Below are 24,644 nucleotides of genomic sequence, written 5' to 3' on the forward strand. Positions count from 1 at the left end.
ATTGGATTTGGCAAAACTCAAGGTTTCTTTCGTAAAAACTATTTACAAGAAAAGTTCATATAATTTATTTTTAAAATTCTACCCAACTAACACCTCTTTCTGTACTTTCTATACATTTTTCTATAAATCGCATACCTTTTACTCCGTCTTCTACAGTGGGGAAATCTAAGTCTCTTTGTTCTAAAAGTTCTCCTTTTTTCTTTTTTGTAATAGCGTTTATAAACTTATCGTATACCCTTGCAAAGGCTTCAACATAACCTTCCTGATGTCCACCGGGAGTCACATAATCATTTTTAATAAAATCATCAACCTTTTCGCTACCTCTTGATAAGGTTATAAAAGGATGATTCACTTTTGAGATCTTCAAGTAATTTGCATGTTCTTGTGACCATTCTATAGATCCCTTTGTCCCATATATACCGATATCCAAAGTATTTTCATGTCCCACAACAATTTGAGACGTCCAGTATATTCCTTCTGCCCCATTATCGTAATTTATAAGTATAGTTGCATTATCATCTAACCTACCTGGCTCTACAAACTTGTCCATTCTGGCAATTAAGGTCTTTATCTTTAACCCTGTTAGGAAAGAAACCACGTTATCAACATGTACTCCGATATCTGCAACGCAGTTGGATAAACCTGAAACTTTTGGATCTGATCTCCATTCATGGCGAGAATTTTTTCCGGCAAAGGGAACCTTTGCCATCCACTCACTTATGTATCGACCATTGATAAATCTAACCTCGCCTATTTCCCCTCTTTTAATCAACTCCCGTGCATATCTTAACATAGAATAACCTGTATAGGAGTAAGCAACAGCAAAAAGTAGGTTGTTTTTTCTTGCTAACTGTTTTAGTTCTTCAGCTTCTTTTAGAGTTACGGTTAATGGTTTTTCACACATCACATTTATTCCAGATTCTAAAAATTTTTTTGCCACTTCATAATGTGAACTGTTGGGTGTAACTATGGATACAAAATCTATTTTATCGGGCCTTTTAGACTCTTCCTCAGCCATTTCTTCATAATTTCTGTACAATCTTTTTTCTTCTATTTTTAACTCTTTTCCTGTTGTCAAAGTGTTTTTGAAGTTTCTTGAAAAACTTCCACAGACTAATTCTGCCTTCCCATGAAGATTTATAGCTTTTCTGTGAACTATACCTATTTGAGAGTCTTTACTTCCACCTACCATTCCGTAAGTCAATCTTTTGGACATATTTTACCCCTCCTCTTATTTGAGTTTTTATTTTCTTTAGCATCTCTAACCCTTCTTTAGCGCCCTTCCCCCGCTCCCCACCCATAAGGATAAAGGAGCAGGGCTTTACTCAGCAGACCGCCCGGATGGGTATTGAGTTTGATTTTAAAATTCTACCCAAATGCCTCCATTTTTTGAACTTTCTACACATTTTTCAATAAACCTCATCCCTCTTAATCCCGCGTTTACACTTTGGAAATGGGCATTGTCGTTGGTTATAATTTCACCGTTCTTTTTACTTACTAAATCGGTAATAAATGTGGAATAAGTATTTTTGAAACCTATGTTTGTTCCAGGAATTTCATCAACATTTTGAATTATCTCTTCTTCGTGGTCTTCATGCAAAATTGTTAATTTGTTTGCCTGCTTAAAACTCCATTTCAGTGTAGCTTCTGAACCATACACAGAAATGTTGAAATTGTTGTTCTCTCCAATGGCAATTTGAGACATGAAAAGTAATCCTTTACTTTTATCTTTAAAATTTATCATCACAGTGGAGTTGTCTTCTAATTTTCTAGATTCAACAAAAGTATCGAGTCGAGCACATAAACTATCGATTTCTTTTCCAATAAGATAAGAAACCATGTTTTCCACATGACTGCCTATGTCGACGGTAGTATTGGCCAAACCACTTTGGTTTGGATCCAATCTCCATTGGGCTTGTTTGTTTTCATCTTCGATCTTTTTAGCGAGCCATCCCTGAATATATTGTACGTTAACAAACCTTATTTCACCCAACTCACCTTTTTCTATTTTGTTCCTAGCTAACGGAATCACCGGATACCCCACATATGAATATGTCACACACAACAAAAGATCGTTATCATCTGCTAACTGTTTTAACTCTTCTGCTTCTTTTATTGTTGTTGTGAGGGGTTTATCACAGACAACGTTTATACCTTTTTCTAAGAAGGTTTTAGCTATTTCATAATGGGAAGCATTCGGAGTCGCAATAACTACAAAATCAATTTTATTTTTCTTTTTACTCTCCTCTTCGGCCATTTCCAAGTAATTTTCATACAATCTATCTTTCTTTATGCCCCATTTTTTGCCTGTTTTTAATGTTTTTTCATAATCCCTTGAAAAACACCCACTAACTATTATGGCTCTTCCATCTGATAATATTGCATTTCTGTGTGCTTCGCCTATCATAGAATCTATGGATCCACCAACCATTCCGTAGGTTATATTTTTTGACATAATACACCTCCATAAAAAGATTTCTTTTTAATATATTTTAACATAAATGTTTTTTCTTTAAAAAAAAATATGGTATAATTTAAATACGGCAAATTTAGTCTGTTTTTTCACCTGTTATCATTAAAAATGTTTGATTCAAAAAGGAGGGATCTATAGTATGGCAGGAAGATTGGAAGGGAAAGTTGCTATTATTACAGGAGCCGCAAGAGGAATGGGAAGAGCTGAAGCCGAACTCTTTGCAAAAGAAGGGGCAAAGGTTGTTGTTGCTGATATTTTAGACAACGAAGCTAAAAATGTAGCAGATAAAATCAACAAAGATGGATACGAAGCAATTGGGGTGAAACTTGACGTTGCAAAAGCTGATGACTGGAAAAAAGTTGTAGATCAGGTAACTGAAAAATGGGGTAAGGTTGATGTCTTAGTAAACAACGCAGGTATTTTGAGTATGAACGGAGTAGAGGGAACAACAGAAGAAGAATGGGATCGTGTAATGAACATAAACGCAAAGAGTCAATTTTTGGGTATAAAGTATGTTTTACCAGCTATGAAGAAAGCAACAAAAGGTTCTATAATCAACATTTCATCTATTTATGGGCTCATAGGTAGTGGAGCTGCTGTAGCGTATCATGCTTCAAAAGGCGCATCAAGATTGTTAACAAAGACCGTTGCAGCTGAACTTGCTAAATACAACATTAGGGTGAATTCAATACATCCTGGTGTAATAAGAACACCGATGACTGATGAAATACTAAAAGACGAACAAGCGGCTAAAGGACTTCTTGGAACTACCGTACTAGGTAGGCCTGCTGAACCTGAAGAAGTTGCCAATGGAGCTTTGTTCTTAGCTTCTGATGAATCCTCATTCATGACAGGTTCTGAATTGGTTATTGATGGAGGATACACTGCATTATAATAATAAATCGTATCATCAAAACATCCGCGTAAAGCGGATGTTTTTTATGTGCGCCCAGCATAGATGCTCATAGATAAGTCTGCTCATATCAGACCTTTTCTATCTTTGGGTGGGAAACCGAACTGAATCTTGGACTAGTCTCTCAAAAGCTTAAAAATTTTTTCAATATTCAAAAACTGGAAATAACATGTGCTACGACGGGTCCTTTGTGCAACAACCATGCTAACGAAATCTGTGACACGACTTGCTAATTTCATTCATCTCTTTCATGACCTAACTTTTTGAAGAATCTCCACTACCTCTTTAGTTTTTAAAACTTTACCATAAGAAACCACTTTCCCGTCCACAACGAGAGCAGGGGTTGCCATAACACCATAAGCCGCTATTTCTGAAAAATCTGTTACATGATCAATCGCCATACCCATACCAAGCTGCTGGAGAGCCTCTTTTGTTGCCGCTTCAAGTTGATTGCATTTCGGACATCCGCTCCCAAGTATTTTAACGCTAGCACTCCCAGTTTTAGCATGTTCTGGCTTTGGCATCCCTCCTTTATAATGGTTTTCTCCATTGCAGGATGTTGTTTCTTTCTTTTTCTTTTCAAATAGTGACATTTTTATTACACCCCTTTTTATTCATTTTTTGTTGTTTAATTGATAATAACTATTTGGAATCTTTTCCAACTTATAATTGGATTATAGACACAATTAAGCCTTGTGTGGGTACAACACCTTGTGATGTAAATGCCACAGTCTATACAGATAGCTTAATCAATAGCTGGGCACCAAGTTTTTTATTTATATTTTTTCCTACTATACAATCAATCCTTGAATAGCGTTAAAAAAATAACCTACAATAATAATACCCATGGTGCAGATTGCGAAAAATAATGCCAAGAGCTCCGGTTTGACAGCTCTGCGCAACATAATCATAGATGGTATAGACAGCGTTGTGACCGCCATCATAAACGAAAGAACGCTACCAAGATCAGCACCTTTAGATAATAGGGCTTCTGCAATTGGGATGACACCAAAAATGTCAGCATACATTGGTATACCGACAATTGTTGCTAAAACGACTCCAAACGGATTTTTACTACCGAGCACCGCGTTAATCCATTCCCCGGGAATCCAGTTGTGAATAATGGCGCCAATGCCTACACCAATCAGGATATATGGAAATACCTTTTTAAAGGTGGACAGCATTTGGTCCTTAGAGTAAACCAGTCTATTCTTTCTCGTCAGGTCGGGTGCTTCTATATCTACATTTCCAGCAGTCATAATAAAGCTTTCAACGTACTTTTCCATTCGTAACTTTTCTATAACCGTACCACCTATTACTGCGATAATCAATCCGAGTATTAAATAAACGATTGCAACTTTGGTTCCAAAAATGCTCATAAGCAGAAGTAGTGAACCTAGGTCGACCATTGGGGAAGAGATAAGAAACGAGAAAGTTACCCCCACAGGAAGCCCTGCAGATGTAAATCCGATAAACAAAGGAATGGATGAACAAGAACAAAAAGGCGTTACCGTGCCTAGTAAAGCGGCGGCAGAGTTAGCGCCAACACCTTGGAATCGACCTAATATTTTCTTACTCCGTTCTGGTGGAAAAAAGCTCTGAATGTAACTGATAAAGAAGATCAGTAAACACAGCAGTATGATTATCTTAATGACATCATATAGGAAAAACTCGATGCTACCACCTATAGGGGTAGATGTATCCACTCCTAGACCTGAAAGGATATTTTCAATCAAGGTATTAAGCCATTTCATGCCAAGAAGCTGATATTGAGCAAATTCCCAAATCTCTTTTAATATTTGCATTCTAGGAAAACCTCACATATAATAACATATCAAAAATATTTGATGTGTTATTATTATATGAGTAAAATCAAAATTTGTCAATATGTTGTGATTATAATCTTCAACTAGGGCTTATAGCACAGGTGTTACACACTGTCCAGAAAGAAAATGTTTTTTACATGTTAGCTCATAATTATCTGCTATCAAAATAAATTATAGAAATTTATTATCTTTGAATACATTTTATTTGAAATTTTTCCTATATTGATGTATAATTTAACGGTTAAAAAATCGTCTAGGTTAGGAGGAAAAACATGAAGGTTTTAGTGATCAACTCAGGTAGTTCTTCAATTAAATATCAACTTCTTGAAATGGATACAGAAAAAGTTTTAGCCAAAGGATTAGTTGAAAGAATAGGTATAGAAGGATCAAGAATCATCCACAGAAAAAACGAGGAAAAATATGTTATAGAGAAGATTATAAAGAATCATGAAGAAGGATTAAAAGAAGTTTTAGATCTCTTAACTTCCGAAGATTACAAGGTCATTTCGTCTCTAAACGAAATAGATGCGGTTGGACACAGAGTGGTGCACGGGGGCGAACGATTTTCTTCTTCTGTTATTATTGATAAGGAGTCTTTGGATGCAATTGAAATGATGTCATTTTTGGCACCTTTGCACAATCCAGCAAATGTCATGGGAATAAAGGCGGCGATAGAGCTTTTACCCAATGTTCCACAAATTGCGGTATTTGATACTTCTTTCCACCAAACTATGCCAAAAACTTCTTTCTTGTATGCAATCCCGTATGAGTACTACGAAAAATACAAGATACGGCGTTATGGGTTCCACGGCACAAGCCATAAATATGTTTCAAGAAGGGCAGCTGAGATATTGGGAAAAGATATAAAAACACTTAAAATCATAACCTCACACATTGGAAATGGAGCTTCCATTGCTGCTGTAAAAAATGGTGAATCTTTTGACACTTCAATGGGATTCACTCCTTTAGAGGGTTTGGTTATGGGAACAAGAAGTGGGGATATAGATCCTGCTATTGTTTCATTTCTGGCTCAAGAAGAGGGATTAACAGTAAAAGAAGTAGTAGAAATATTGAACAAGAAAAGTGGAGTCTATGGAATAACGAAAGGTTTCTCAAGTGATATGAGGGATATTGAAGATAAAGCATTAGAAGGAGACAAAGTTTGTCGGCTTGCACTTGATATTTATGAGTATAGGATAGCCAAGTATATTGGAGCTTATGCGGCAGCGATGAACGGTGTAGATGTTATCGTGTTTACCGCTGGTGTAGGAGAGAATTCTCCAGTAACAAGGGAAGAAATATGTGAAAAGTATTTAACTTATCTTGGTGTAAAGATAGATAAAGAGAAAAACAATTTTAAAGGCTTAGAAAGGGTCATAAGTACTCCTGATTCTAAGGTTGAAGTGTTGGCTGTTCCTACAAACGAAGAGCTTATGATAGCAAGAGAAACAAAAGAATTGGTTTCAACCAAAAATTAAATTCTAAAATATTGTATAAAGTTAATAAACTGTAGAGCAACTAATAGGTTAGCTCTACAGTTTTTTTGGAACTGATTATTAAAAAATTGCTTCGTCAATATTATCAAGGTTGTATGGGGTTTGTTGATAAACATAGTAATTTAACCAATTGTTGAATAAAATATAAGCATGACTTCGCCATCTTACTAGGGGACGTTTTTCTGGATCATCATGTGGGAAGTAGTTCACAGGGATATCAATGTCCATACCTTTTTCTAAATCACGATAGTATTCTTTTTTTAAAACCTCTGGATCGTATTCCGGATGTCCTGTAACAAACACTTGCCTACCACCTTTTCTTTCAACTAAATAAACACCAGCTTTTTTAGATTCAGCTAGGATTATTAGTTCTTTTATAGGTTCAATATCTTCCCTTTTGATTTGGGTATGTCTCGAATGAGGAACCCAAAAAGTATCATCAAACCCTCTAACCAATGGTGAGTCTTCACAACTTACCGAATGCTCAAATACACCGAATATCTTCTTTGAAACATGATATTTGTTTATACCATAATGATAGTATAACCCCGCTTGAGCACCCCAACAAATATGAAGAGTAGAAAACACATTTTTCTTTGACCATTCCATCACTTCTTTCAGCTCTTCCCAATAATCCACTTGTTCAAAATCAAGAATTTCAACAGGGGCTCCTGTAATGATTAATCCGTCAAACTTTCTGTGATTTATCTGATCAAAAGATTTATAAAAGGTGTCTAAGTACTCTTGCGATACATTTTTATGATTATGTGATATCATCCTTAAAAGCACCACATTTATTTGCAAAGGGGTGTTTCCCAACAAGCGTAATAATTGAATTTCGGTGACTACTTTGTTCGGCATTAGATTCAAAATAACAATCTCTAAAGGTCTTATATCTTGATGTATCGCCCTCTCTTCAGTCATTATAAATATGTTTTCTTTTTTCAATACCTCTGCAGCTGGTAAGTTTTCAGGAATTTTTATTGGCACTTTTAACTCTCCTTTCGTTCAGTTCTGTCCCGGATGAACTTAAAAAATGATTATTAATTTTTAGCTGCTTTAGTTAATGCTGAATCAATATCCTCGATCAAATCATCTATGTCTTCTATCCCAACGGATAGTCTAATCATATCAGGACTTACCCCAGAAGCTAACTGTTCTTCTTCACTCAACTGCCCATGCGTGGTACTAGCCGGATGAACGGCGAGTGATCGAACATCACCAACATTAGCAACATGAGAAATTATTCTTAACCCTTCAATAAACCTTTTCCCCGCTTCTACTCCACCTTTTACTCCAAAGGAAAGCATCCCTCCAAAACCATTTCTTAAATATTTAACAGCATTTTTATGAGTTTTATGATTTTTTAACCCTGGATAATTCACCCAACTTACCCTCGAATCCTCGGATAGAAATTCTGCAATTTTCATGGCGTTAGAACAATGTCTTTCCATTCTCAAACTCAATGTTTCAATACCTTGCAATATCAAAAAAGAATTGAAAGGACTTATTGAAGCTCCCAAATCTCTTAACCATTGGGAACGAGCTTTCGAGATATACGCAGCATTGCCAAATCTTTTATAAAAGCTTATCCCATGAAAAGCTGGGTCTTCTTCAGTTAACATACTGAATTTGCCGTTGTTCCAGTCGAAATTTCCACTATCAACAATAATTCCACCAATTGAATTACCGTGCCCGTTTAAATATTTGGTTAAGGAGTGAACAACGACATCGGCACCAAATTCAAAAGGTTTGCACAAGTACGGTGTAGCGAATGTATTATCTACGATCAATGGGATGCCATTCTCATGAGCTATGTTAGAAATGTATTCAAAATCAGGCACAGAAAGTTCGGGATTACCGATGGTTTCCACATAAACCGCCTTTGTTCGATTATTTATCTTATCTTTTAGGCTATTCACATCGTCGAAATCAAAGAAAACAGGCTTTATTCCAAATTTGCTCAAAGAATTCTTAAATAGTGTGAATGTTCCACCATACAAAGAGCTTGATGTAAGTATTTCATCCCCTTCATTCATAATGTTTAATACCGCTATCGCTTCTGCAGCTTGACCTGAGGACGTAGCTAAAGCACCGACACCACCTTCCAAAGCAGCAACTCTTTTTTCCAACACATCGGTCGTTGGGTTCATTATACGCGTATATATGTTCCCAGTTTCTTCCATGTTGAAAAGCCTGAGAGCATGAGCTGAATCTTCAAAGGTATAAGATGAAGTCTGGTAAATTGGTACTACGTTAGCCCCTGTAGTTGGATCTTTTTCATAACCTGCATGAACCATTAAAGTATCGAAATTGTGATTTCTTTCTTCCATATTTTTCCTCCTCATTTGTTTAAAATTATAGTGATTTGAGAAACTCTAAAAACTTGTGTTAGCGCCCATAAAGATGAAAGAGTTTCAGCACCTTCGCCTAGTAATACGATTAATAAGATTTTTAACAGGAATGTGGCAAATTTCCCCCCCTAAAGTGTTATAATCAATAGCAGCTATAATAAAGTAAAAAGAAAGGGCTGACCAAATGAATTGGGTTATACCTATTATTATCTTTTTTGACCAATTAACTAAAAAACTTTCACAAACTTTTCTTCTAGAAAACAACATTAAAATCGGATTTTTTCAATTGACTTACATTGAAAATACAGGTATCGCCTTTGGATTTTTTAAAGATATGGCCTTGTTTCATGGAACCTTTTCTACGTTAATAGTCATTTTTCTTTTTATATTAAAAGAAAAATACAAAGAAAAATATAAGTTTTTTACTACTTCTTTTGACTTGGGTATATCTTTTATTATAGGAGGAGCTTTAGGTAATATCTTTGATAGAATCAGGTTAGGATACGTTGTAGATATGATATATTGGCCAAACTTTTCTATATTCAACGTAGCTGATATATTCGTGACGTTTGGTGGTGTGATTTTATTATACCATTTTTTCAAAAGGAGCAAATATGGAGAAAAGAATATACAAGGTTGAAAAGGATGATGATCAAAAAAGACTCGACGTATACATTGTCGAAAAAATCCCCATTGAAATTTCTAGAAATCTCGTTCAAAACGCAATAACCAAAGGACAAATTACCGTCAATGGAACTCAAAAGAAACCTCATTACAAGGTTAAACAAGGCGACGAAATTCAAATAGATTTTGATGAATTGTTAGAAGAAACCAAAGAAGAGGAAATCTTACCAGAAAATATACCACTAAATATACTGTATGAAGATGACGAATTAATCGTTATCAACAAACCTGCTGGTTTGATAGTACATCCAACACCGAGTATTAAAACCGGTACTTTGGTTAACGCCCTAATGTACCATGTAAAGAATCTTGACAAAACGATGATGGATCCAAATAGATTAGGAATTGTTCATAGATTGGACAAAGAAACCTCTGGGGTGATGGTCGTAGCAAAAAATGCTTACTCACATCACTTGCTTTCAAAAGAATTCAAGGAAAGAAAGACCATGAAATACTATGTGGCCCTAATAGAAGGAACGCTGAAAGAAAAAGAAAGAGAAATAAATTTGCCTTTGGGGAGGCACCCTATTTTAAGGCACAAAAGGGCTGTTGTGTACAACGGAAGAGAAGCGATAACCGAATACAAAGTTTTAAAAGAATTTGGAGATCTTGCCACGTTGGTTTGGATAAGGCTGAAAACGGGAAGAACCCATCAAATAAGGGTACATTTCAAATACATCGGTAACCCATTAATTGGAGATTCTTTGTATGGAAAAAATAAAATCGAAAAAAATCTTCAAATACCAGTAAGCAGACAGATGCTTCACGCTTTGAAATTAGGGTTTTATCATCCAAAAACTAAAGAATGGATGGAATTTTCGGCCCCTTTACCCGTTGATTTTAAAACTCTTTTGATCACTTTAACAAACCTAAAAGGACAAAATTCTTGACGGAGGGCCTGCTAGTGAAGATCTTAGGACCTGTGGTAACTTCAAAAAGTATTGGTAATTCCTATCTTCAGCTAAGGGACCTTTTTCCCATAGCAAAAAGATATGGGTACAATTGCATAGTTCTATCAGAACCACACCCACGATCGTGGGTGAGTTTTATCGTTTATGCCCAAAAGTACAAAATTAAACCAATACTTCTTTATGAAACGGTAGATGGCAAGTACTTATTGCAAACAAACAATGATATTAGATCATCTATAATGCACTACAACGGATTAGGAAACGGCTTAAAATTAAAAAAAATCGACTTAGATCTTCCCTATGTGAAGTATCCAACTAGCGTTTTAAAAGATATATTTAAAGATGAAGAATCTCTTTGCATCAAAGACGGTTTAAAATATCAAAATGAACTATCTATTTTCTCAAATATAGAAACTTATTACAATATGAGAAACTATAGATTTGATGAATACAAAGTCACTGATTATAATTTAACAGATATTATTTCAGAAAAAGACCTAACCTTCCAAGAAAAAAGACGACTATCCTACGAGTTGGACATCATAAAAAAGCTAAAAGTAGAAAATTATATTTTAACTGTAAAAAAAATAGTTGACACCGCTAAAAAAAATGGCATTTCTGTTGGACCGGGAAGAGGCTCTGCAGTAGGTTCTTTTTTAGTTTATAAATTAGGAATCACTAAGATTAATCCTATTGAATACGATCTCCTCTTCGAAAGATTTCTAAATGAATACAGACATGAACTACCCGATATAGATCTTGATATCGACGCAGAAAGAAGAGTTGATCTAATAAAGGCCTTGCAAAAAGAATTGGGAGAAAACAAGATCTCTCAAATCAGGACCTACTCAACTATGAAAGTCAAATCCGCTGTAAAAAAGGCAGAAGAATTACTTGGATACACTTTAGAAGCTAAGATAAACACTCCAATAAGAAGTAAAGAGAACATTGATAAATTTAAATCTTTACCAAAAAAAGATAAAACCTTTTTTTATGTGGCTTACTATCTTGAAGGAATAGAAGTGGCAGAATCTGTTCATGCAGCGGGTTTAATAATTTCCCAAAATGACCTTAGAACTTTTTCTCCTCTTGAAAAAAAGGAGATACCTATAATAGAATGGGAAATGTCCGATTTAAAATATTTAGGAGTGGAAAAGTTCGACATTTTAGCTTTGGACACGTTGACCTTCTTAAAAAAATTGGAGATAGAAGAAAAGTACCCGGAACTTAACGATTCAAAAACTTTCCATTACCTATCCAAAGGTTTGACAAAAGGTATTTTCCAATTGGACTCAAAATTAGGGCAAAAATTAGCACAAAGAATAAAACCTAAAAATTTTGAAGAACTCATCTTACTATTAGCCATCAATAGGCCCGGACCTCTTGAATCTGGGATGATAGATCAATACGTTAATGATGACTCCCCAGAATATTTGAAAAAGCTTCTCCCCGAGACAAAGGGAGTCTTAGTTTACCAAGAACAAATAATGAAAATTGCCCAAATCCTAGGAGGATTTTCTCCACAAGAATCAGATTTACTGAGAAAGGCGGTATCTAAAAAAGAAAAAGACAAAATCACCACCTTCAAAACCAAATTTGTTACCAACGCCTCAAAAAAGATAGACGAAAAAGAAGCAACTTTATTGTTTTCTCAGATAGAAAACTTTGCTCAGTATGCCTTTAATAAATCTCATGCTGTAGCATACGCTCACATCACATACTGGTTATCAGAAAAAAAATTCAAAGATCCTTCACATTTCTTCTTAGAATATGTTAAAATAAAAGGCGTTGATGTTGATATAATAAATGAAGCATCATTTTTAGGTGTAAAAACAAAGTTACCAGACATTAGATATCCATTTGGTTTGGCTAGTAATGAGGATCTAATACTACCTTTGTATATAATCAAAGGAGTAGGTAAAAATGTCTCTCAGATATTTGAAGAAGCAAAATTCTCAAGTTTAGAAGATTTTTTTAATTTCATAATCAACAAAAATATCAATAGAAATATTGTGGAATTAATAATCAAATCGGGAGCATTAGATTATTTTAACAACAACCGAAAAAATCTACTAAGAGAGACCACTCAACGGGTGAAAGGAAAAGTTCAGCAATTAGAAGATATAAAAAGTACATTGTTTGGAGAGAGAGAACAAAAATCAACTAAAAAGGTTGAAACAACCTTACAAGACTATGCGCAATACGAAATAGAAAGTATAGGATTTCCTTTGAGTTTGATGTCCCAAAAAGGGTTATCTAATACGTTGATAGATAAATATCTTTATAGGCAAAAGGTATACCTTGATGGATATGTCTACAGAGATTTCATCGTCGATAACTCTGCTATGATCTATTCAAAACTTTATAACAAAAACTTGAAAAGGTTTACAAAATACTTTTAAATTCCAATTTTGAGAAGGGAAAAAATGAAAATCAATATTTTATCAATAGCTGAGAAATACCCTGGTCAAGGGGTTTATTCTGCTACTTTAGATCACAAATACATCTTAAAAAAATATAGTGATTACACTATATATGAGAACAAAATTTTAGGTGATTACGATGTGTTACATATCCATACTCTCAACATAAAAAGCTTCTTATCATTGTTAAAAAATAAGAAAAAATCTTTTTGTGTGATTTCTGCTCACATAGTTCCTAATTCATTGAAAGGAAGTATAAAATTTAATAAACTATGGTTACCTTTTTTCAATAGATATTTAAAATATTTCTATAACTCTTCTGATTGCATTTTAGCCGTCAGCGATGAAACCAAAAATGAATTGATTAAGGATCTCAGGATAAATCCTAATAAAATTTTGGTCTTCAGAAATTTTGTTATAAAAGAATTGTTTCTCACAAAACCTGAGGAAAAACACATACAAAAATCTTATTTAAGAAAAAAATACGGGTATAATGACGATGATTTTATAATTTTAGGTGCCGGACAGATACAACCTAGAAAAGGTATAACAGATTTCGTGGAAACCGCTAAAAGATTAAAGAACATGAAGTTCATTTGGGCTGGTGGAATGCCTTTTAAACAGTTCACCGAGGGTTACGAAGAAATGAACAGGTTGATAAAAAAGGCTCCTAATAATGTTAATTTTACTGGGAGTATATACAGAGAAAAAATGATTGATTATTATTCTTTATCCGATATTTTCTTCTTACCTTCCTTTCATGAAACCTTTGGCTTAGTTGTAATTGAAGCAGCTGGAAGTGGTTTACCCTTAGTGCTGAGAGATTTACCCGTTTACAAACAAATATTTTCTCCTAACTATTTATCCGGTAATTCAGTAGAAGATTTTGTGGAGATAATCAAAAAGCTTAATATTAACAAAGAGTTATATGACGAATACGAGAAAAAATCTTACCAATTATTTGAAAATTATAGCGATGAAAAAGCCTTTATAAAATTAAAAAATATCTATGAAGAGGGTATAAAGCAAAAAATCCATTCAGGAGGAAAAAATGTCCGAAGATAAAGGCAAAGAAAATGAAAGCACACTTAGTAGAAAAAAAATAATCATTAATCTAATCGTTGTTCTAATTATTGGTTTAGTCATCAACATTTTGATATCTTTTTTTGCAGATTTTCAAGAAACCTTCGCAACCCTTAAAACAGTCAATCTATTTTTTATTGTGAAGATATTTATAGTTTTTTCTATCGCTTATTTGATAGATTTAATAAGATTGTACATAGTAACTTTAAGTTTCCACAAAAAAATAAAGTTTAAGGATGCCATTTATAATACCATTTCATACTATTTTATGTCAAATATCACACCAATGGCTAGTGGTGGTCAACCTTATCAAATATACCATCTTACAAAATTAGGAATAGAATCAACTTTGGCTACAAATATAGTATTGTCAAGGCTTGTAGAAAATTTATTATTCTCGTCGGCTATCATACTAATTTTCATAAGAAGAGTAATGAGTATTTTAGGAAGAATAGGAACTGGGAAATATATACTTATCATTGGTATAATAGCCACTTTAGGGTTCTCTGCTTTGTTAATTTTAATATTCTTAAACCCAAAACTGCTATATAAATTATTTCATTTCTTACTAAAGATATTCCCATTAAAAAATAAATCGAAATTCGAACAAAGATTACAAAAGTTAGAAAATTGGTTAGAAGAGCTAAAATTAAGTATTAAAACACTTTGGATAGAAAAGGCACATATAGTTACGCTTGACTTTATATTCGGAGGTTTCATTGTTTTTTTTCATTCCCTTGGTTTATATATTGCATTGACATCAATTACATCAAGAAGTTACAACATTCTTGAAATATTCATTCTTTTTATAATAATGAATTTTGTTATCTATTATATACCTACCCCTGGTTCCACAGGTGGAGTAGAAGCATTGTATGGTATCGTTCTTGCCAGTTTTATGCCTGGAAGATTCGTTTCTACAACAATACTGTTGTGGAGATTTGCAACTTATTATTTACAAATAGCCTTTGAAGGGGTAATCTTACTTATGACAAAGGCAAAAGAAAAAGGGGTTGAAACGTAATTAATTAATATACTCGTTTCTCAAATCGATTAATCTTTTATCCTCTCCCAAAGATTTTAGCCTTATAGTTTTATTTTTCAAATTATGCATAGACTCGATTTTTCTTATAGTAGCACTCTTACTTCTCATCGTAAGTGTATGAGTATAAGCAAAACCTTTTACAAATTTCACCCCTTTTAAAAGATCCCCATCGGTTATACCCGTTGCAGAAAATATTACATCTTCCCCTCCAACTATTTCATCGGTATAAAAAATTTTTTCAAGGTCCCAACCTTCTTCCTTGATCGATTGTTCTTCAATTCTATCCCTTGTCCATAATTTCATTTGAATTTCTCCATCTAACGTTTTTAAAGCAGCAGCCGAGAGTATCCCTTCAAGAGTCCCTCCAATACCAACATAGATATCCACCCCACTATCGGGAACGGCGGTGGCTATGGCAGCTGTGATATCCCCATCACTTAATAATTTTATTCTCGAACCAGCTTCTTTAATCTCTTCTATAATTTCTTCATGCCTTTGCCTATTCAAAATAACAAAAGTTAGTTCCGTAGGTGCAATTCCCAAAACCTCACATGCGATTTTTATATTCTCTTTCAAAGGTTTTCTCAAATCCAATTTACCTTTTAGTTCACGACCTACAGCAAGTTTAAATGAATAAAAAGTTGGTAGTACTTTAATGCCTCCAGACACCGTGGCAGCAACCGCACTTATGGCATTGGGCAAACCGAAAGCAGCCAATTTCACTCCATCTATAGCATCAACGGCCAAATCCATTTCAGAAGTGCTGTCTTGCCAACTACCCACTTTTTCACCAACGTACAACATATTTGAATTTTCTTTAGCGTATTTACTCATCACTATATTTCCTTTAAAGTCTATGTAATCAAACATACCTCTCATAGCATCGATGGAACTATGATTAATCATTTCCAAATTACCACAACCCAAAAATAAGCTACTCATCAAGGCTGATGCTTCTGTAACCCTTACAAAATCCATAGTCAACTCTGGATAAATCTTCTTTTCCATAAAAACCCCTCCTCACAGAATTTTTTAAATGACTTTAGGAACTTTAAAACATGTAATAGCGCACGGCGTTAAGGGGTAAATTCCTTAAGATCCCCGAACGCATTTGCTTCGCAAATGAGAATTTGGAAATTGTTTCTAAAGCATTATAAAAGCATTTTGCACAAAGCTGCAAAAAAACATCGTTTGCACAATGCAGCAAACCCTCCCCACCCTTAAGGTTAAGAAGTCTTCACTCTTTTGCCCTGAAACTTTATCTTTCTTTAGCTTTTCTATTATAATATTTTTATACTTTTTAAACAAATAATAAATTTCGAGAAATAAAAAGTTTAAACATCGTAATCATCTCTATTTGGAAATATTTCTTCCTAATCAAGTATAAACGGATTATTTGAGTATACATAAACCAGAACTGCATGAAAAATTATTTAACTGTGCTTATTTTCAAAAAAGTATGGTAAAATTTTAATGGAGGTGATTTAATGGACCTAACAGAGTTAGAAAAAAGCTTAACTTTTCAAAAGAAAAGTGTATGGAGCAAAAGGAACAGAGAAGATATCGATAGGTATACTTCGCAGTACAAAGATTTTATAAACTTTTCTAAAACCGAAAGAAAAGCAGCTTCATACTCAGTGGAGCTCCTTGAAAAAAACGGTTTCAAACCTCTTTCTTATTACGTGGACTCAGGAAAGATAGAGAAAGGTGATAAAGTTTACTTTGTAAACAGAGACAAAGCAGTATTTGCTTTCAAGTACAACAATCCTTTGAAGGATGGCATCAACATAGTAGGTGCTCATATAGATTCGCCGAGGTTTGATTTCAAGCCAGAACCTATAGTTGAAGATGAAAATATTGCGATGGCCAAGACTCATTATTATGGTGGAGTGAAGAAGTATCAGTGGTTCAACATACCACTTGAATTACATGGCGTAATAATAAAAAGTGACGGCAGTAAAATAGAAGTTTCCATAGGGCAAGACGAAAATGACCCCGTATTTGTAATATCTGATTTGTTGCCCCATTTAGATAGAGATTTAGCTGGTAAAAAGGTTTCGGAAGCCTTTGAAGCTGAAAAGATGAATTTGCTCCTTGGTACTACTGCTATTTCCTACGATGAAACCGATAAGGTTAAAAATCCAGTTAAGTTAAATATCTTGAAAATCTTGAACGATAAATATGGAATAGTAGAAGAAGACTTGGTCAGTGCAGAATTGGAAATCGTTCCTGCCCTTCCTGCCAGAGAGGTGGGCTTTGATAAAAGCCTTTTAGCTTCCTACGGACACGACGATAGGGTCTGTGCCTACACAGGATTGACCGCTTTAATCGATGCTCAGACCTCTGTAAAAAACCCGGCAGTTTTACTAGTCGACAAAGAAGAAATAGGTAGCGATGGAAATACAGGAGCAAAAAATCATTTCTGGATCTACGTGTTGAAGAAAATTGCCGCTTTAGTAAAAGAAGAAGAAATACTTCAAAATATAGAAGAAATACTTACAAATTCCACTCTGCTTTCAGCCGATGTATCAGCTGCTGTAGACCCAAACTACAAAGAAGCTCACGATCTATCCAACGCGCCAAAACTTGGTTACGGTATAACTCTTATGAAATACACAGGTTCAGGGGGCAAAGGAAGAACAAACGATGCAAATGCTGAATTAGTAGGAAAAGTTAGAAACCTTTTCAACAAAGAAGGCATATCTTGGCAAATAGGAGAACTGGGAAAGGTAGACAGAGGTGGAGGGGGAACCATAGCCCTTTTCTTTTCTGAAAAAGGTTTAGACGTTTTGGATGCTGGCGTTCCGCTTTTGGGGATGCATTCTCCGTATGAAGTGGCATCAAAAGCGGATATATACGAAACTTATTTAGCGTATAAAACTTTTTATGAAAAATTTGGAAAATGAGAATTTTTGTAGGAAACTCAGCAAATGCGATGGAATTTTTTGATTTTGATTTAATATTATCAACCTCAGGTTGGTCTTTAAACGACCAATCTGAGGTTATTGCTATCAATAACAAAGAGTATGTAGAATGTTATATAAACAGGAATAAAACATACTTAAACAAGGATAATAGGTTCATCACAGAAAAAGATGTTTTATTATCTTTTGGCTTTACCAAAGATGCTCTAAATTTTGAATTTTATTTCTTGAACCTTTTGTATCAAGTGGATTTAATCGTTCTATCTTTGAACTTCTCTGAAAATTTAGAAAGAAAAGCCCTTTTACACATACAGTCAAACTTGAGAAGGGTAAAAATCCCATCTATAATCATCAACACAACGAAAAAAGAAACTACGGTATCCTACATCGTTCCCAATTACAAAAACGAATTCGTGATCAAAAACGCTATTTATTTCACACTTGATTTTAAAAAGAGTAAAAATTATATATACTCTTTTGGAAAGTATTTATCGGATTTAAAAGAAACAATTCACACCTATGATGTCAAGGTGTTGAGGTAAAAAATGAGATCACAAGATCTGTTCTTAAAGTTACATTATAATTTTCTTAAAAAAGAATTATTTGAGTCTTTAAAAATGATTGAAGAACCCAAAAACTATAACAAAAACAGTTTAGGTATATACATAATAAAAAAATTGACTCCAAAAAGCATAATAAAACAGTTTGCTGAAGGTATTAACCAAGGTTTTTATATCTTTTCTTTCTCCTCTAACAAAAACATCCACTACCGCAAATTACACTTGATTTCTGAAATTGTCAATATTTACGGAATTCATTTGATTCTATTTCTAAAAAACGATATTCTCAAACTTTTCAACAATCAAGTTATCTTCATAAACCAGGAAAGAAGTTTAACTCATAGATTATTCTCAATAAACTCTTATAAAATCTCTTTTATCCTTCCTGAAGAAATGACAAATCCCGCTGTTATAACAACTTTGAAGATTCAAGAAGTTGACCTAGTATTCAGTAAAAGCTCCATGAACGACAATAATCAGGACTTAGCTAATAATTTGATCGCATACGTTGTAAACGATCAAAAAATATTTTCCCCTTCTATTCTAGAGAAAGATAAAACTTTCTTAAAAGAAAGGGGAAAAATATGGTTGAACTTACGATATTTAAAAAGTATTAAAGACAATTATTTAGAAAAAAATTACAACGATTTGCAAAGGATAAAAACAAAAATAGACCTAATTCAAAGATAATTAAAAAGCCATTTACTTTCTCTTAGAAATATTGACCCTCAGAAGATTCTTTTCAATTCTAGTTTGTAATTTTATTTTTTTAAATTGATCTTCCGTTGCTTTAATCTGTTCTTGGGCACTTTCCATAGCTTTCCTTGCGGCTTCAACATCTATATCTTCCGATCTTTCAGCAGCGGTGGTAACGATGGTCATTTCCTCCCCCGTCATCTCCAAAATACCACCATGGATAGCGAAACTCTCAACTGAGTTATCTGCTTTTTTTATTGATACAGGGGCGATTCTCAAAGAAGTCACTATTGGCAACCTTTGAGTTAAGGTTCCCATAGACCCCTCTTTTGTTTTAAATTCTACATACTGAACGTCTTCTTCGTACTTTACCCCTTCTGGGGTAACAACTTTGAATTTAAATATTTATACCACCTGCCTTACAAACACTTCATTCATTCATTTTTTTAGCTTTTTCTAAAGCCTCTTCTATAGTTCCCACCATGTAAAAGGCGCTTTCAGGTAAATCATCATGCTTCCCTTCAAGTATTTCTTTAAAACCTTTGATAGTATCTTCTACATTAACATACTTACCCGAATAATTTGTAAACCTTTCTGCAACAAAGAAAGGCTGAGTTAAGAACCTTTGAATCCTTCTCGCTCTATTCACTACCTGCCTATCTTCTTCTGATAATTCTTCAATACCCAAAATCGCTATTATATCTTGTAAATCTTCATACCTTTGCAAAACTTCTTTGACTTCTCTTGCAACCAAGTAATGATCTTGGCCAACTACATTGGGATCCAACATCTTTGATGTGGAATCTAATGGATCAACTGCCGGATAAAGTCCCAATTCTGACTGCCTTCTTGAAAGGTTTATATTTGCGTCCAAATGGGCAAAAGTAGTGGCAGGTGCGGGATCCGTGAAATCGTCCGCAGGAACATAAATAGCCTGAACAGAGGTAATAGATCCATCTTTTGTGGATGTTATTCTCTCTTGCAACTGTCCCATATCCGATGCCAATGTTGGCTGGTATCCTACAGCAGACGGCATTCTTCCGAGTAAAGCTGACACCTCTGATCCTGCTTGTACAAACCTGAATATATTATCTATGAAAAGTAAGACGTCTTTTTTTTGTTTATCCCTAAAATATTCTGAAATTGTCAACGCGGTTAGAGGAACTCTGAACCTCGCTCCAGGTGGTTCATTCATCTGACCGAAAACCAAAGCCGTACTATCAATAACCCCTGTCTCTTGCATTTCCAGCCAAAGGTCGTTACCTTCCCTGGTTCTTTCACCTACACCTGCAAATACAGAGATCCCATGGTGCTCTTTAGCTATGTTCCTTATAAGTTCCATAACAAGAACCGTCTTACCTACTCCAGCTCCACCGAAGAATCCTATTTTCCCGCCTCTGGGGAATGGAGCCAAAAGATCTATACATTTTATACCCGTCTCTAAAATCTCAATCGATGTATCTTGTTCATTTAACGATGGAGGGTCCCTGTGGATTGGCCAGTATTCTTCCCCTTCAATGTCTCCTTTTTCATCGATAGGTTTCCCCAAAAGGTTGACCATCCTTCCCAATGTGGTATCTCCAACGGGAACTTTTATTGGCTCTTGCGTGTTGATAACCTCTTGACCTCTTCTTATACCATCCGTAGAATCCATTGCAACACATCTAGCTGTATCGTCTCCGATTAATTGCTCAACTTCAAGTATTAATTCTTCACCTGAGTACTCATTTTTTACCTTTAAAGCATCGTAAACGTTAGGTAGTTGGCCTTCGGGAAATTTCACATCGACGACAGGTCCAATGACAGATATTATTTTACCCTTTTGATCTTGCATCGAATTACCTCCTATTGCATATTCGCCCCATTAACAATCTCTATCAATTCTTGGGTAATAGAGGCTTGTCTTTGCTTGTTGTATTCAAGGTTCAACTCTTCTATTAAATCATGTGCGTTATCAGTGGCGTTTTTCATTGCGTTCTGGCGAGCATGAAGTTCACTCAACTTGGTTTCAAATAAAAATAGATACATTTTAGAGAGAAGATACTGATACGCAGCATCCTCAAACACTTTCTCTTCCTCGGGTTCGTATTCGTATCTGGCATCTATTTCAAATTTATCTTTTGTTATTGGAAGTAGATCATAAGTTTTCGGTAACTGTATCAAGGCATTTTTTAACTCTCCATACACAACCTTCACCTTGCTAATCCCTTTATTTTCCATAATTTGGAAAATAATGTCAAGCAAATACTCCGCATTATCAACCTTTGGAATGTCGAATAAATTTATCTCTTTTTCCAAGACTGTTTCACTCTTTAAGCCTGAATACCCTTTTGCACCCAATGCAAAGTATCCTTTAAAATCTTCCAGCTTAGATTTCACCCTTAAAGCTTCTTTAACTAGATCAGATGGAAAAGAGCCAGCTAATCCCATGTCTGGGGTGATCACAAAGATTAAAGAACCTTCACTATTTTGAGTGTAAAAGCTTTCCTCAACAAAGGGAACTTTTTTTAGAATTCTTTCCGCGTAGTTAGAATAATCTTTTATACCTTTCCATTGCCTTTGTATTTTGTTGAGCCTTGCTGCAGCAACCATCTGCATAGCTCTTGTTATTTGCATCGTAGATTCTGTAGAGGCGATCCTTCTTTTAATGGCTCTTAAATTACCACGACTCATTTAAAATCACCCCAATCATCTAAACACATTCAAAAATTTTGAGATTGCTTCATTCAGCTCTTTCTTTATCTCATCTGCTATATCTTTGCTCTCTCTTATCTTATTTAAGGTATCCCTATAATTTTCTTTAAGATAAGCTAAAAATTGTCTTTCAAAATCACCTATTCTATCGGTAGGGATCTGATCCAAATAACCTTCATTGGCAGCGTAAATAACGGCAACTTGTTCTTCTATCTCCATCGGTGAATATTGTGGTTGCTTCATCAATTCAGTAAGTTTCTCACCTTTTATTAACTGTTTCTTAGTTGATTCATCAAGATCCGCAGAGAATTGAGTGAAAGACTCCAACTCTCTGTACTGAGCTAAATCTAATTTTAAAGATCCTGCTACCTTTTTCATCGCCTTAGTTTGCGCAGCTCCACCGACCCTTGAAACAGATAAACCTATGTTAACAGCAGGTCTTACCCCTGCGTTAAACAAACCTGTTTCTAGATAGATCTGTCCATCCGTTATTGAAATAACGTTGGTAGGAATATATGCAGAAATATCGTTCGCCTGTGTCTCGATTATTGGTAAAGCTGTCAAAGATCCATTTCCATAGTTTTCGTTCAACCTAGACGCTCTTTCCAACAATCTTGAATGCAAATAAAAAATATCTCCGGGATAAGCTTCCCTTCCAGGCGGCCTTCTAAGCAATAGTGATATTTCTCTGTAAGCAGCGGCGTGTTTGGTTAGATCATCATAAATTACCAACGCATCCTTACCATTAAACATAAAATATTCTCCAATTGCTGCACCAGCGTAAGGAGCTATATACTGTAAAGAGGCAGGATCTGAAGCATCTGCTGCCACTACTACGGTGTAGTCCATTGCACCGTACTTTTCTAAATTATCGATAGTTCTTGCCAAAGACGAGGACTTTTGCCCGATCGAAACATAAATACAAAAAACATTTTTCCCTTTCTGGTTTATAATTGTATCAGTAGCTATAGCTGTTTTACCAGTTTGCCTATCTCCGATTATAAGCTCTCTTTGACCTCTTCCTATAGGGATTAAGGCATCCAACACTTTCAACCCAGTTTGAAGAGGTGTATCAACAGGTTTTCTAGTTACAACACCCATTGCCTTTCTTTCAATAGGATAAAAATCATCGGTGTTTATTTCACCCTTTCCATCCAATGGCATACCTAAAGGATTAACAACTCTACCTAGCAACTTTTCGCCAACGGGTACTTCTATTATTCTGTTGGTTCTTACTAATTTGTCTCCTTCCTTTATTCCTTTGTAATCTCCCAAGGTGATAATACCAACGTTATCTTCTTCTAGATTCATAGCTATACCGTAGATCTTTTCACCTTCAGATGTCTCTATTTCAACCAATTCGTTGGTCATAACATCCTTCAAACCGTAAGCCCTAACGATACCATCGCTTACCTGCATTACCCATCCTATTTCTTTTATCTCTCCACTTTCATAACTTTTAATACGCTCTTCTATTACTTTTGTCAACTCATCTGGATTAACTCTCAAATATTTCACCTCCACTAACTGGGGCATAGGCAGATTGAATGTTCTCTAAAAATCCTTTTACGGAGTAATCAAAGAACTTATCTCCGATGTATAACTGTAATCCACCTATAAGATCTTCATTGAATTGTGTTATTAACTTTATTTTTCTTCCTGTTTTATTTTGAATAGCCTGTTTAACCTGATTTATAATCGTATTACTTACTTCATTAGGAAGCACAAGCTTCACTTCTACAACTTTTTCTCTCTCTAAACTCTCTTGATACAAAATATGAGACATAAAAGGAATCAAATTTTGACGCCTTTTATCAGCCAGAACTTCCAAAAACTGAACAAAAATAGTATCATCAAATTCTGATACATCTTTCATTCGTGAAACTATATGTTTTGGCGGAATCAACGGGCTATATACCATGTCTCTAAGAGATTCGCTACTTTCGAGAGCTTTTTTTAACCTTTGAAACGCTTCTACGTATTCATCTAATCTTGAAATTTCACCCTTCTCTTCCAAAGTATTCAAAAGGGCTTGGGCATACTTTGAAGCCAAAAAATAAGAAGCTTTCATCACAATTCTCCTTTGTCTTTCAAACTGTTTATAGCCCTTCTTATCAACTCTTCATTCTTCTTCTTATCAATCTGCTCCTTTAATATCATAGAAGAAATAGCAACAGCTAGAGAAACGATTCTCGATTGTAATTCTCTTGCTGCACTTTCTTTAATCTCTTCAGCCTCTTTTTCTGCTTTGTCTAAAATAAGTTTCCTTTGCTCTTGAGCCTCTCCTTGAGCAGCCTTGATTATAGATTTAGCTTGTTCATCGGCTTCAGATAAAATTTCACGCCTTTTTTCATCTGCTTCAGATAGTTGTTTATCCAATTCTTCTTTCTTTAATTGGGCTTCTAATCTTAATTTTTCAGCCTCATTCAAATTTTTCTCTACTTCTTTTTTTCTTTTATCTGTAATATCAAAATATGGCTTGTACAACAACCTGTACATAAGAAACATGAAAACCAAAAAACCTACTAAATTAACTATGGAAGTTAAGTTAAAAGATATCAT

Annotated in this window: 23 protein-coding genes; 10 read left to right on the forward strand and 13 right to left on the reverse strand. The window is 34.8% G+C overall.

From position 1 onward, the window contains the following. Window positions 1-70: 70 nt before the first annotated feature. Window positions 71-1,216, reverse strand: coding sequence for a Gfo/Idh/MocA family protein (locus tag AD60_RS03870; RefSeq protein ID WP_103927383.1), 1,146 nt, complete (start codon window positions 1,214-1,216; stop codon window positions 71-73). A gap of 144 nt (window positions 1,217-1,360) precedes the next feature. Beyond that, window positions 1,361-2,455 carry a Gfo/Idh/MocA family protein gene (locus tag AD60_RS03875; RefSeq protein WP_103927384.1) on the reverse strand — a complete coding sequence of 365 codons (1,095 nt, stop codon included), beginning with the start codon at window positions 2,453-2,455 and terminating at the stop codon, window positions 1,361-1,363. Window positions 2,456-2,612: 157 nt separating this feature from the next. Between AD60_RS03875 and AD60_RS03880 the strand changes: the two genes are divergently transcribed. Continuing rightward, window positions 2,613-3,368 carry an SDR family NAD(P)-dependent oxidoreductase gene (locus tag AD60_RS03880; protein ID WP_103927385.1) on the forward strand — a complete coding sequence of 252 codons (756 nt, stop codon included), beginning with the start codon at window positions 2,613-2,615 and terminating at the stop codon, window positions 3,366-3,368. Between the two features lie 266 nt (window positions 3,369-3,634). On the opposite strand, the gene AD60_RS03885 is transcribed toward AD60_RS03880, so the two are convergent. Together AD60_RS03885 and AD60_RS03890 are read right to left on the reverse strand one after the other, a co-directional pair. After that, window positions 3,635-3,979 (reverse strand): thioredoxin family protein, encoded by a 345-nt coding sequence (locus AD60_RS03885; protein ID WP_103927386.1) that lies wholly within the window; start codon window positions 3,977-3,979, stop codon window positions 3,635-3,637. 198 nt (window positions 3,980-4,177) lie between these two features. Further along, window positions 4,178-5,191 (reverse strand): permease, encoded by a 1,014-nt coding sequence (locus AD60_RS03890; RefSeq protein WP_103927387.1) that lies wholly within the window; start codon window positions 5,189-5,191, stop codon window positions 4,178-4,180. Between the two features lie 293 nt (window positions 5,192-5,484). Here AD60_RS03890 and ackA point away from each other — a divergent pair, with 293 nt between their 5' ends. Next, window positions 5,485-6,690 carry an acetate kinase gene (gene ackA / locus AD60_RS03895; RefSeq protein WP_103927388.1) on the forward strand — a complete coding sequence of 402 codons (1,206 nt, stop codon included), beginning with the start codon at window positions 5,485-5,487 and terminating at the stop codon, window positions 6,688-6,690. Window positions 6,691-6,768: 78 nt separating this feature from the next. Here ackA and metA read toward each other — a convergent pair whose 3' ends face one another. Both metA and AD60_RS03905 read right to left on the reverse strand, forming a co-directional pair. Then, entirely contained in the window at window positions 6,769-7,698 is a 930-nt protein-coding gene (metA, locus tag AD60_RS03900; RefSeq protein WP_103927389.1) for a homoserine O-succinyltransferase, read from the reverse strand. A 53-nt stretch (window positions 7,699-7,751) separates the two neighbouring features. Next, window positions 7,752-9,041, reverse strand: coding sequence for an O-acetylhomoserine aminocarboxypropyltransferase/cysteine synthase family protein (locus AD60_RS03905; RefSeq protein WP_103927390.1), 1,290 nt, complete (start codon window positions 9,039-9,041; stop codon window positions 7,752-7,754). A 205-nt stretch (window positions 9,042-9,246) separates the two neighbouring features. Between AD60_RS03905 and lspA the strand changes: the two genes are divergently transcribed. The 5 genes from lspA to AD60_RS03930 are packed head-to-tail and all read left to right on the forward strand — an operon-like array spanning window position 9,247 to window position 15,187. Next, the gene (gene lspA, locus AD60_RS03910; RefSeq protein WP_103927391.1) at window positions 9,247-9,702 is read left to right on the forward strand and encodes a signal peptidase II; all 456 of its coding nucleotides are present in this window, start codon (window positions 9,247-9,249) and stop codon (window positions 9,700-9,702) included. Further along, window positions 9,677-10,636, forward strand: a complete 960-nt coding sequence (locus AD60_RS03915; RefSeq protein WP_103927392.1) for an RluA family pseudouridine synthase — start codon at window positions 9,677-9,679, stop codon at window positions 10,634-10,636. Before lspA ends, AD60_RS03915 begins: the two co-directional genes overlap by 26 nt. 14 nt (window positions 10,637-10,650) lie before the next feature. Then, window positions 10,651-13,059 carry a DNA polymerase III subunit alpha gene (gene dnaE / locus AD60_RS03920; protein WP_103927393.1) on the forward strand — a complete coding sequence of 803 codons (2,409 nt, stop codon included), beginning with the start codon at window positions 10,651-10,653 and terminating at the stop codon, window positions 13,057-13,059. Window positions 13,060-13,083: 24 nt separating this feature from the next. Continuing rightward, the gene (locus AD60_RS03925; protein ID WP_103876107.1) at window positions 13,084-14,145 is read left to right on the forward strand and encodes a glycosyltransferase family 4 protein; all 1,062 of its coding nucleotides are present in this window, start codon (window positions 13,084-13,086) and stop codon (window positions 14,143-14,145) included. Next, on the forward strand, window positions 14,132-15,187 hold the full coding sequence (locus AD60_RS03930) for a lysylphosphatidylglycerol synthase transmembrane domain-containing protein (protein WP_103876108.1): 1,056 nt from the start codon (window positions 14,132-14,134) through the stop codon (window positions 15,185-15,187). The genes AD60_RS03925 and AD60_RS03930 overlap by 14 nt, the downstream gene beginning before the upstream one ends. Here AD60_RS03930 and glpX read toward each other — a convergent pair whose 3' ends face one another. Further along, window positions 15,188-16,216, reverse strand: coding sequence for a class II fructose-bisphosphatase (gene glpX / locus AD60_RS03935; RefSeq protein WP_103876109.1), 1,029 nt, complete (start codon window positions 16,214-16,216; stop codon window positions 15,188-15,190). 479 nt (window positions 16,217-16,695) lie between these two features. Between glpX and AD60_RS03940 the strand changes: the two genes are divergently transcribed. From AD60_RS03940 to AD60_RS03950, 3 genes are read left to right on the forward strand one after another with little or no spacing between them, the layout of a single operon-like run. Next, on the forward strand, window positions 16,696-18,114 hold the full coding sequence (locus AD60_RS03940) for an aminopeptidase (protein ID WP_103876110.1): 1,419 nt from the start codon (window positions 16,696-16,698) through the stop codon (window positions 18,112-18,114). Continuing rightward, window positions 18,111-18,674 carry a hypothetical protein gene (locus AD60_RS03945; RefSeq protein WP_103876111.1) on the forward strand — a complete coding sequence of 188 codons (564 nt, stop codon included), beginning with the start codon at window positions 18,111-18,113 and terminating at the stop codon, window positions 18,672-18,674. The genes AD60_RS03940 and AD60_RS03945 overlap by 4 nt, the downstream gene beginning before the upstream one ends. Window positions 18,675-18,677: 3 nt before the next feature. Then, window positions 18,678-19,382 carry a hypothetical protein gene (locus AD60_RS03950; protein ID WP_103876112.1) on the forward strand — a complete coding sequence of 235 codons (705 nt, stop codon included), beginning with the start codon at window positions 18,678-18,680 and terminating at the stop codon, window positions 19,380-19,382. Between the two features lie 12 nt (window positions 19,383-19,394). Here the strand turns inward: AD60_RS03950 and atpC are convergent, their stop codons facing one another. From atpC to atpF, 6 genes are read right to left on the reverse strand one after another with little or no spacing between them, the layout of a single operon-like run. Beyond that, a complete protein-coding gene (gene atpC, locus AD60_RS03955) occupies window positions 19,395-19,793 on the reverse strand; it encodes an ATP synthase F1 subunit epsilon (protein WP_103065121.1) in 399 nt (132 codons plus the stop codon). A gap of 25 nt (window positions 19,794-19,818) precedes the next feature. Beyond that, entirely contained in the window at window positions 19,819-21,222 is a 1,404-nt protein-coding gene (gene atpD / locus AD60_RS03960) for a F0F1 ATP synthase subunit beta (RefSeq protein ID WP_103876113.1), read from the reverse strand. A gap of 11 nt (window positions 21,223-21,233) precedes the next feature. Further along, window positions 21,234-22,061, reverse strand: a complete 828-nt coding sequence (gene atpG, locus AD60_RS03965; RefSeq protein WP_103876114.1) for an ATP synthase F1 subunit gamma — start codon at window positions 22,059-22,061, stop codon at window positions 21,234-21,236. A 15-nt stretch (window positions 22,062-22,076) separates the two neighbouring features. Beyond that, window positions 22,077-23,591, reverse strand: a complete 1,515-nt coding sequence (atpA, locus tag AD60_RS03970) for a F0F1 ATP synthase subunit alpha (RefSeq protein WP_103876115.1) — start codon at window positions 23,589-23,591, stop codon at window positions 22,077-22,079. Further along, entirely contained in the window at window positions 23,581-24,153 is a 573-nt protein-coding gene (gene atpH / locus AD60_RS03975; RefSeq protein ID WP_103876116.1) for an ATP synthase F1 subunit delta, read from the reverse strand. The genes atpA and atpH overlap by 11 nt, the downstream gene beginning before the upstream one ends. Continuing rightward, window positions 24,153-24,644: a F0F1 ATP synthase subunit B gene (gene atpF, locus AD60_RS03980; RefSeq protein WP_103876117.1), complete on the reverse strand. Its 492-nt coding sequence runs from the start codon at window positions 24,642-24,644 to the stop codon at window positions 24,153-24,155. Before atpF ends, atpH begins: the two co-directional genes overlap by 1 nt.

Source organism: Petrotoga sp. SL27, from assembly GCF_002924605.1.
Taxonomy (GTDB): Bacteria; Thermotogota; Thermotogae; order Petrotogales; family Petrotogaceae; genus Petrotoga; species Petrotoga sibirica.

Excerpts from the sequence above, each read along its gene's own strand:
- AD60_RS03870 (WP_103927383.1), bottom strand. The coding sequence starts at position 1,216 with ATGTCCAAAAGATTGACTTACGGAATGGTAGGTGGAAGTAAAGACTCT.
- AD60_RS03875 (WP_103927384.1), bottom strand. The coding sequence starts at position 2,455 with ATGTCAAAAAATATAACCTACGGAATGGTTGGTGGATCCATAGATTCT.
- AD60_RS03880 (WP_103927385.1), top strand. The coding sequence starts at position 2,613 with ATGGCAGGAAGATTGGAAGGGAAAGTTGCTATTATTACAGGAGCCGCA.
- AD60_RS03885 (WP_103927386.1), bottom strand. The coding sequence starts at position 3,979 with ATGTCACTATTTGAAAAGAAAAAGAAAGAAACAACATCCTGCAATGGA.
- AD60_RS03890 (WP_103927387.1), bottom strand. The coding sequence starts at position 5,191 with ATGCAAATATTAAAAGAGATTTGGGAATTTGCTCAATATCAGCTTCTT.
- ackA (WP_103927388.1), top strand. The coding sequence starts at position 5,485 with ATGAAGGTTTTAGTGATCAACTCAGGTAGTTCTTCAATTAAATATCAA.
- AD60_RS03905 (WP_103927390.1), bottom strand. The coding sequence starts at position 9,041 with ATGGAAGAAAGAAATCACAATTTCGATACTTTAATGGTTCATGCAGGT.
- lspA (WP_103927391.1), top strand. The coding sequence starts at position 9,247 with ATGAATTGGGTTATACCTATTATTATCTTTTTTGACCAATTAACTAAA.
- AD60_RS03915 (WP_103927392.1), top strand. The coding sequence starts at position 9,677 with ATGGAGAAAAGAATATACAAGGTTGAAAAGGATGATGATCAAAAAAGA.
- AD60_RS03925 (WP_103876107.1), top strand. The coding sequence starts at position 13,084 with ATGAAAATCAATATTTTATCAATAGCTGAGAAATACCCTGGTCAAGGG.
- AD60_RS03930 (WP_103876108.1), top strand. The coding sequence starts at position 14,132 with ATGTCCGAAGATAAAGGCAAAGAAAATGAAAGCACACTTAGTAGAAAA.
- glpX (WP_103876109.1), bottom strand. The coding sequence starts at position 16,216 with ATGGAAAAGAAGATTTATCCAGAGTTGACTATGGATTTTGTAAGGGTT.
- AD60_RS03940 (WP_103876110.1), top strand. The coding sequence starts at position 16,696 with ATGGACCTAACAGAGTTAGAAAAAAGCTTAACTTTTCAAAAGAAAAGT.
- AD60_RS03945 (WP_103876111.1), top strand. The coding sequence starts at position 18,111 with ATGAGAATTTTTGTAGGAAACTCAGCAAATGCGATGGAATTTTTTGAT.
- AD60_RS03950 (WP_103876112.1), top strand. The coding sequence starts at position 18,678 with ATGAGATCACAAGATCTGTTCTTAAAGTTACATTATAATTTTCTTAAA.
- atpD (WP_103876113.1), bottom strand. The coding sequence starts at position 21,222 with ATGCAAGATCAAAAGGGTAAAATAATATCTGTCATTGGACCTGTCGTC.
- atpG (WP_103876114.1), bottom strand. The coding sequence starts at position 22,061 with ATGAGTCGTGGTAATTTAAGAGCCATTAAAAGAAGGATCGCCTCTACA.
- atpH (WP_103876116.1), bottom strand. The coding sequence starts at position 24,153 with ATGAAAGCTTCTTATTTTTTGGCTTCAAAGTATGCCCAAGCCCTTTTG.
- atpF (WP_103876117.1), bottom strand. The coding sequence starts at position 24,644 with ATGATATCTTTTAACTTAACTTCCATAGTTAATTTAGTAGGTTTTTTG.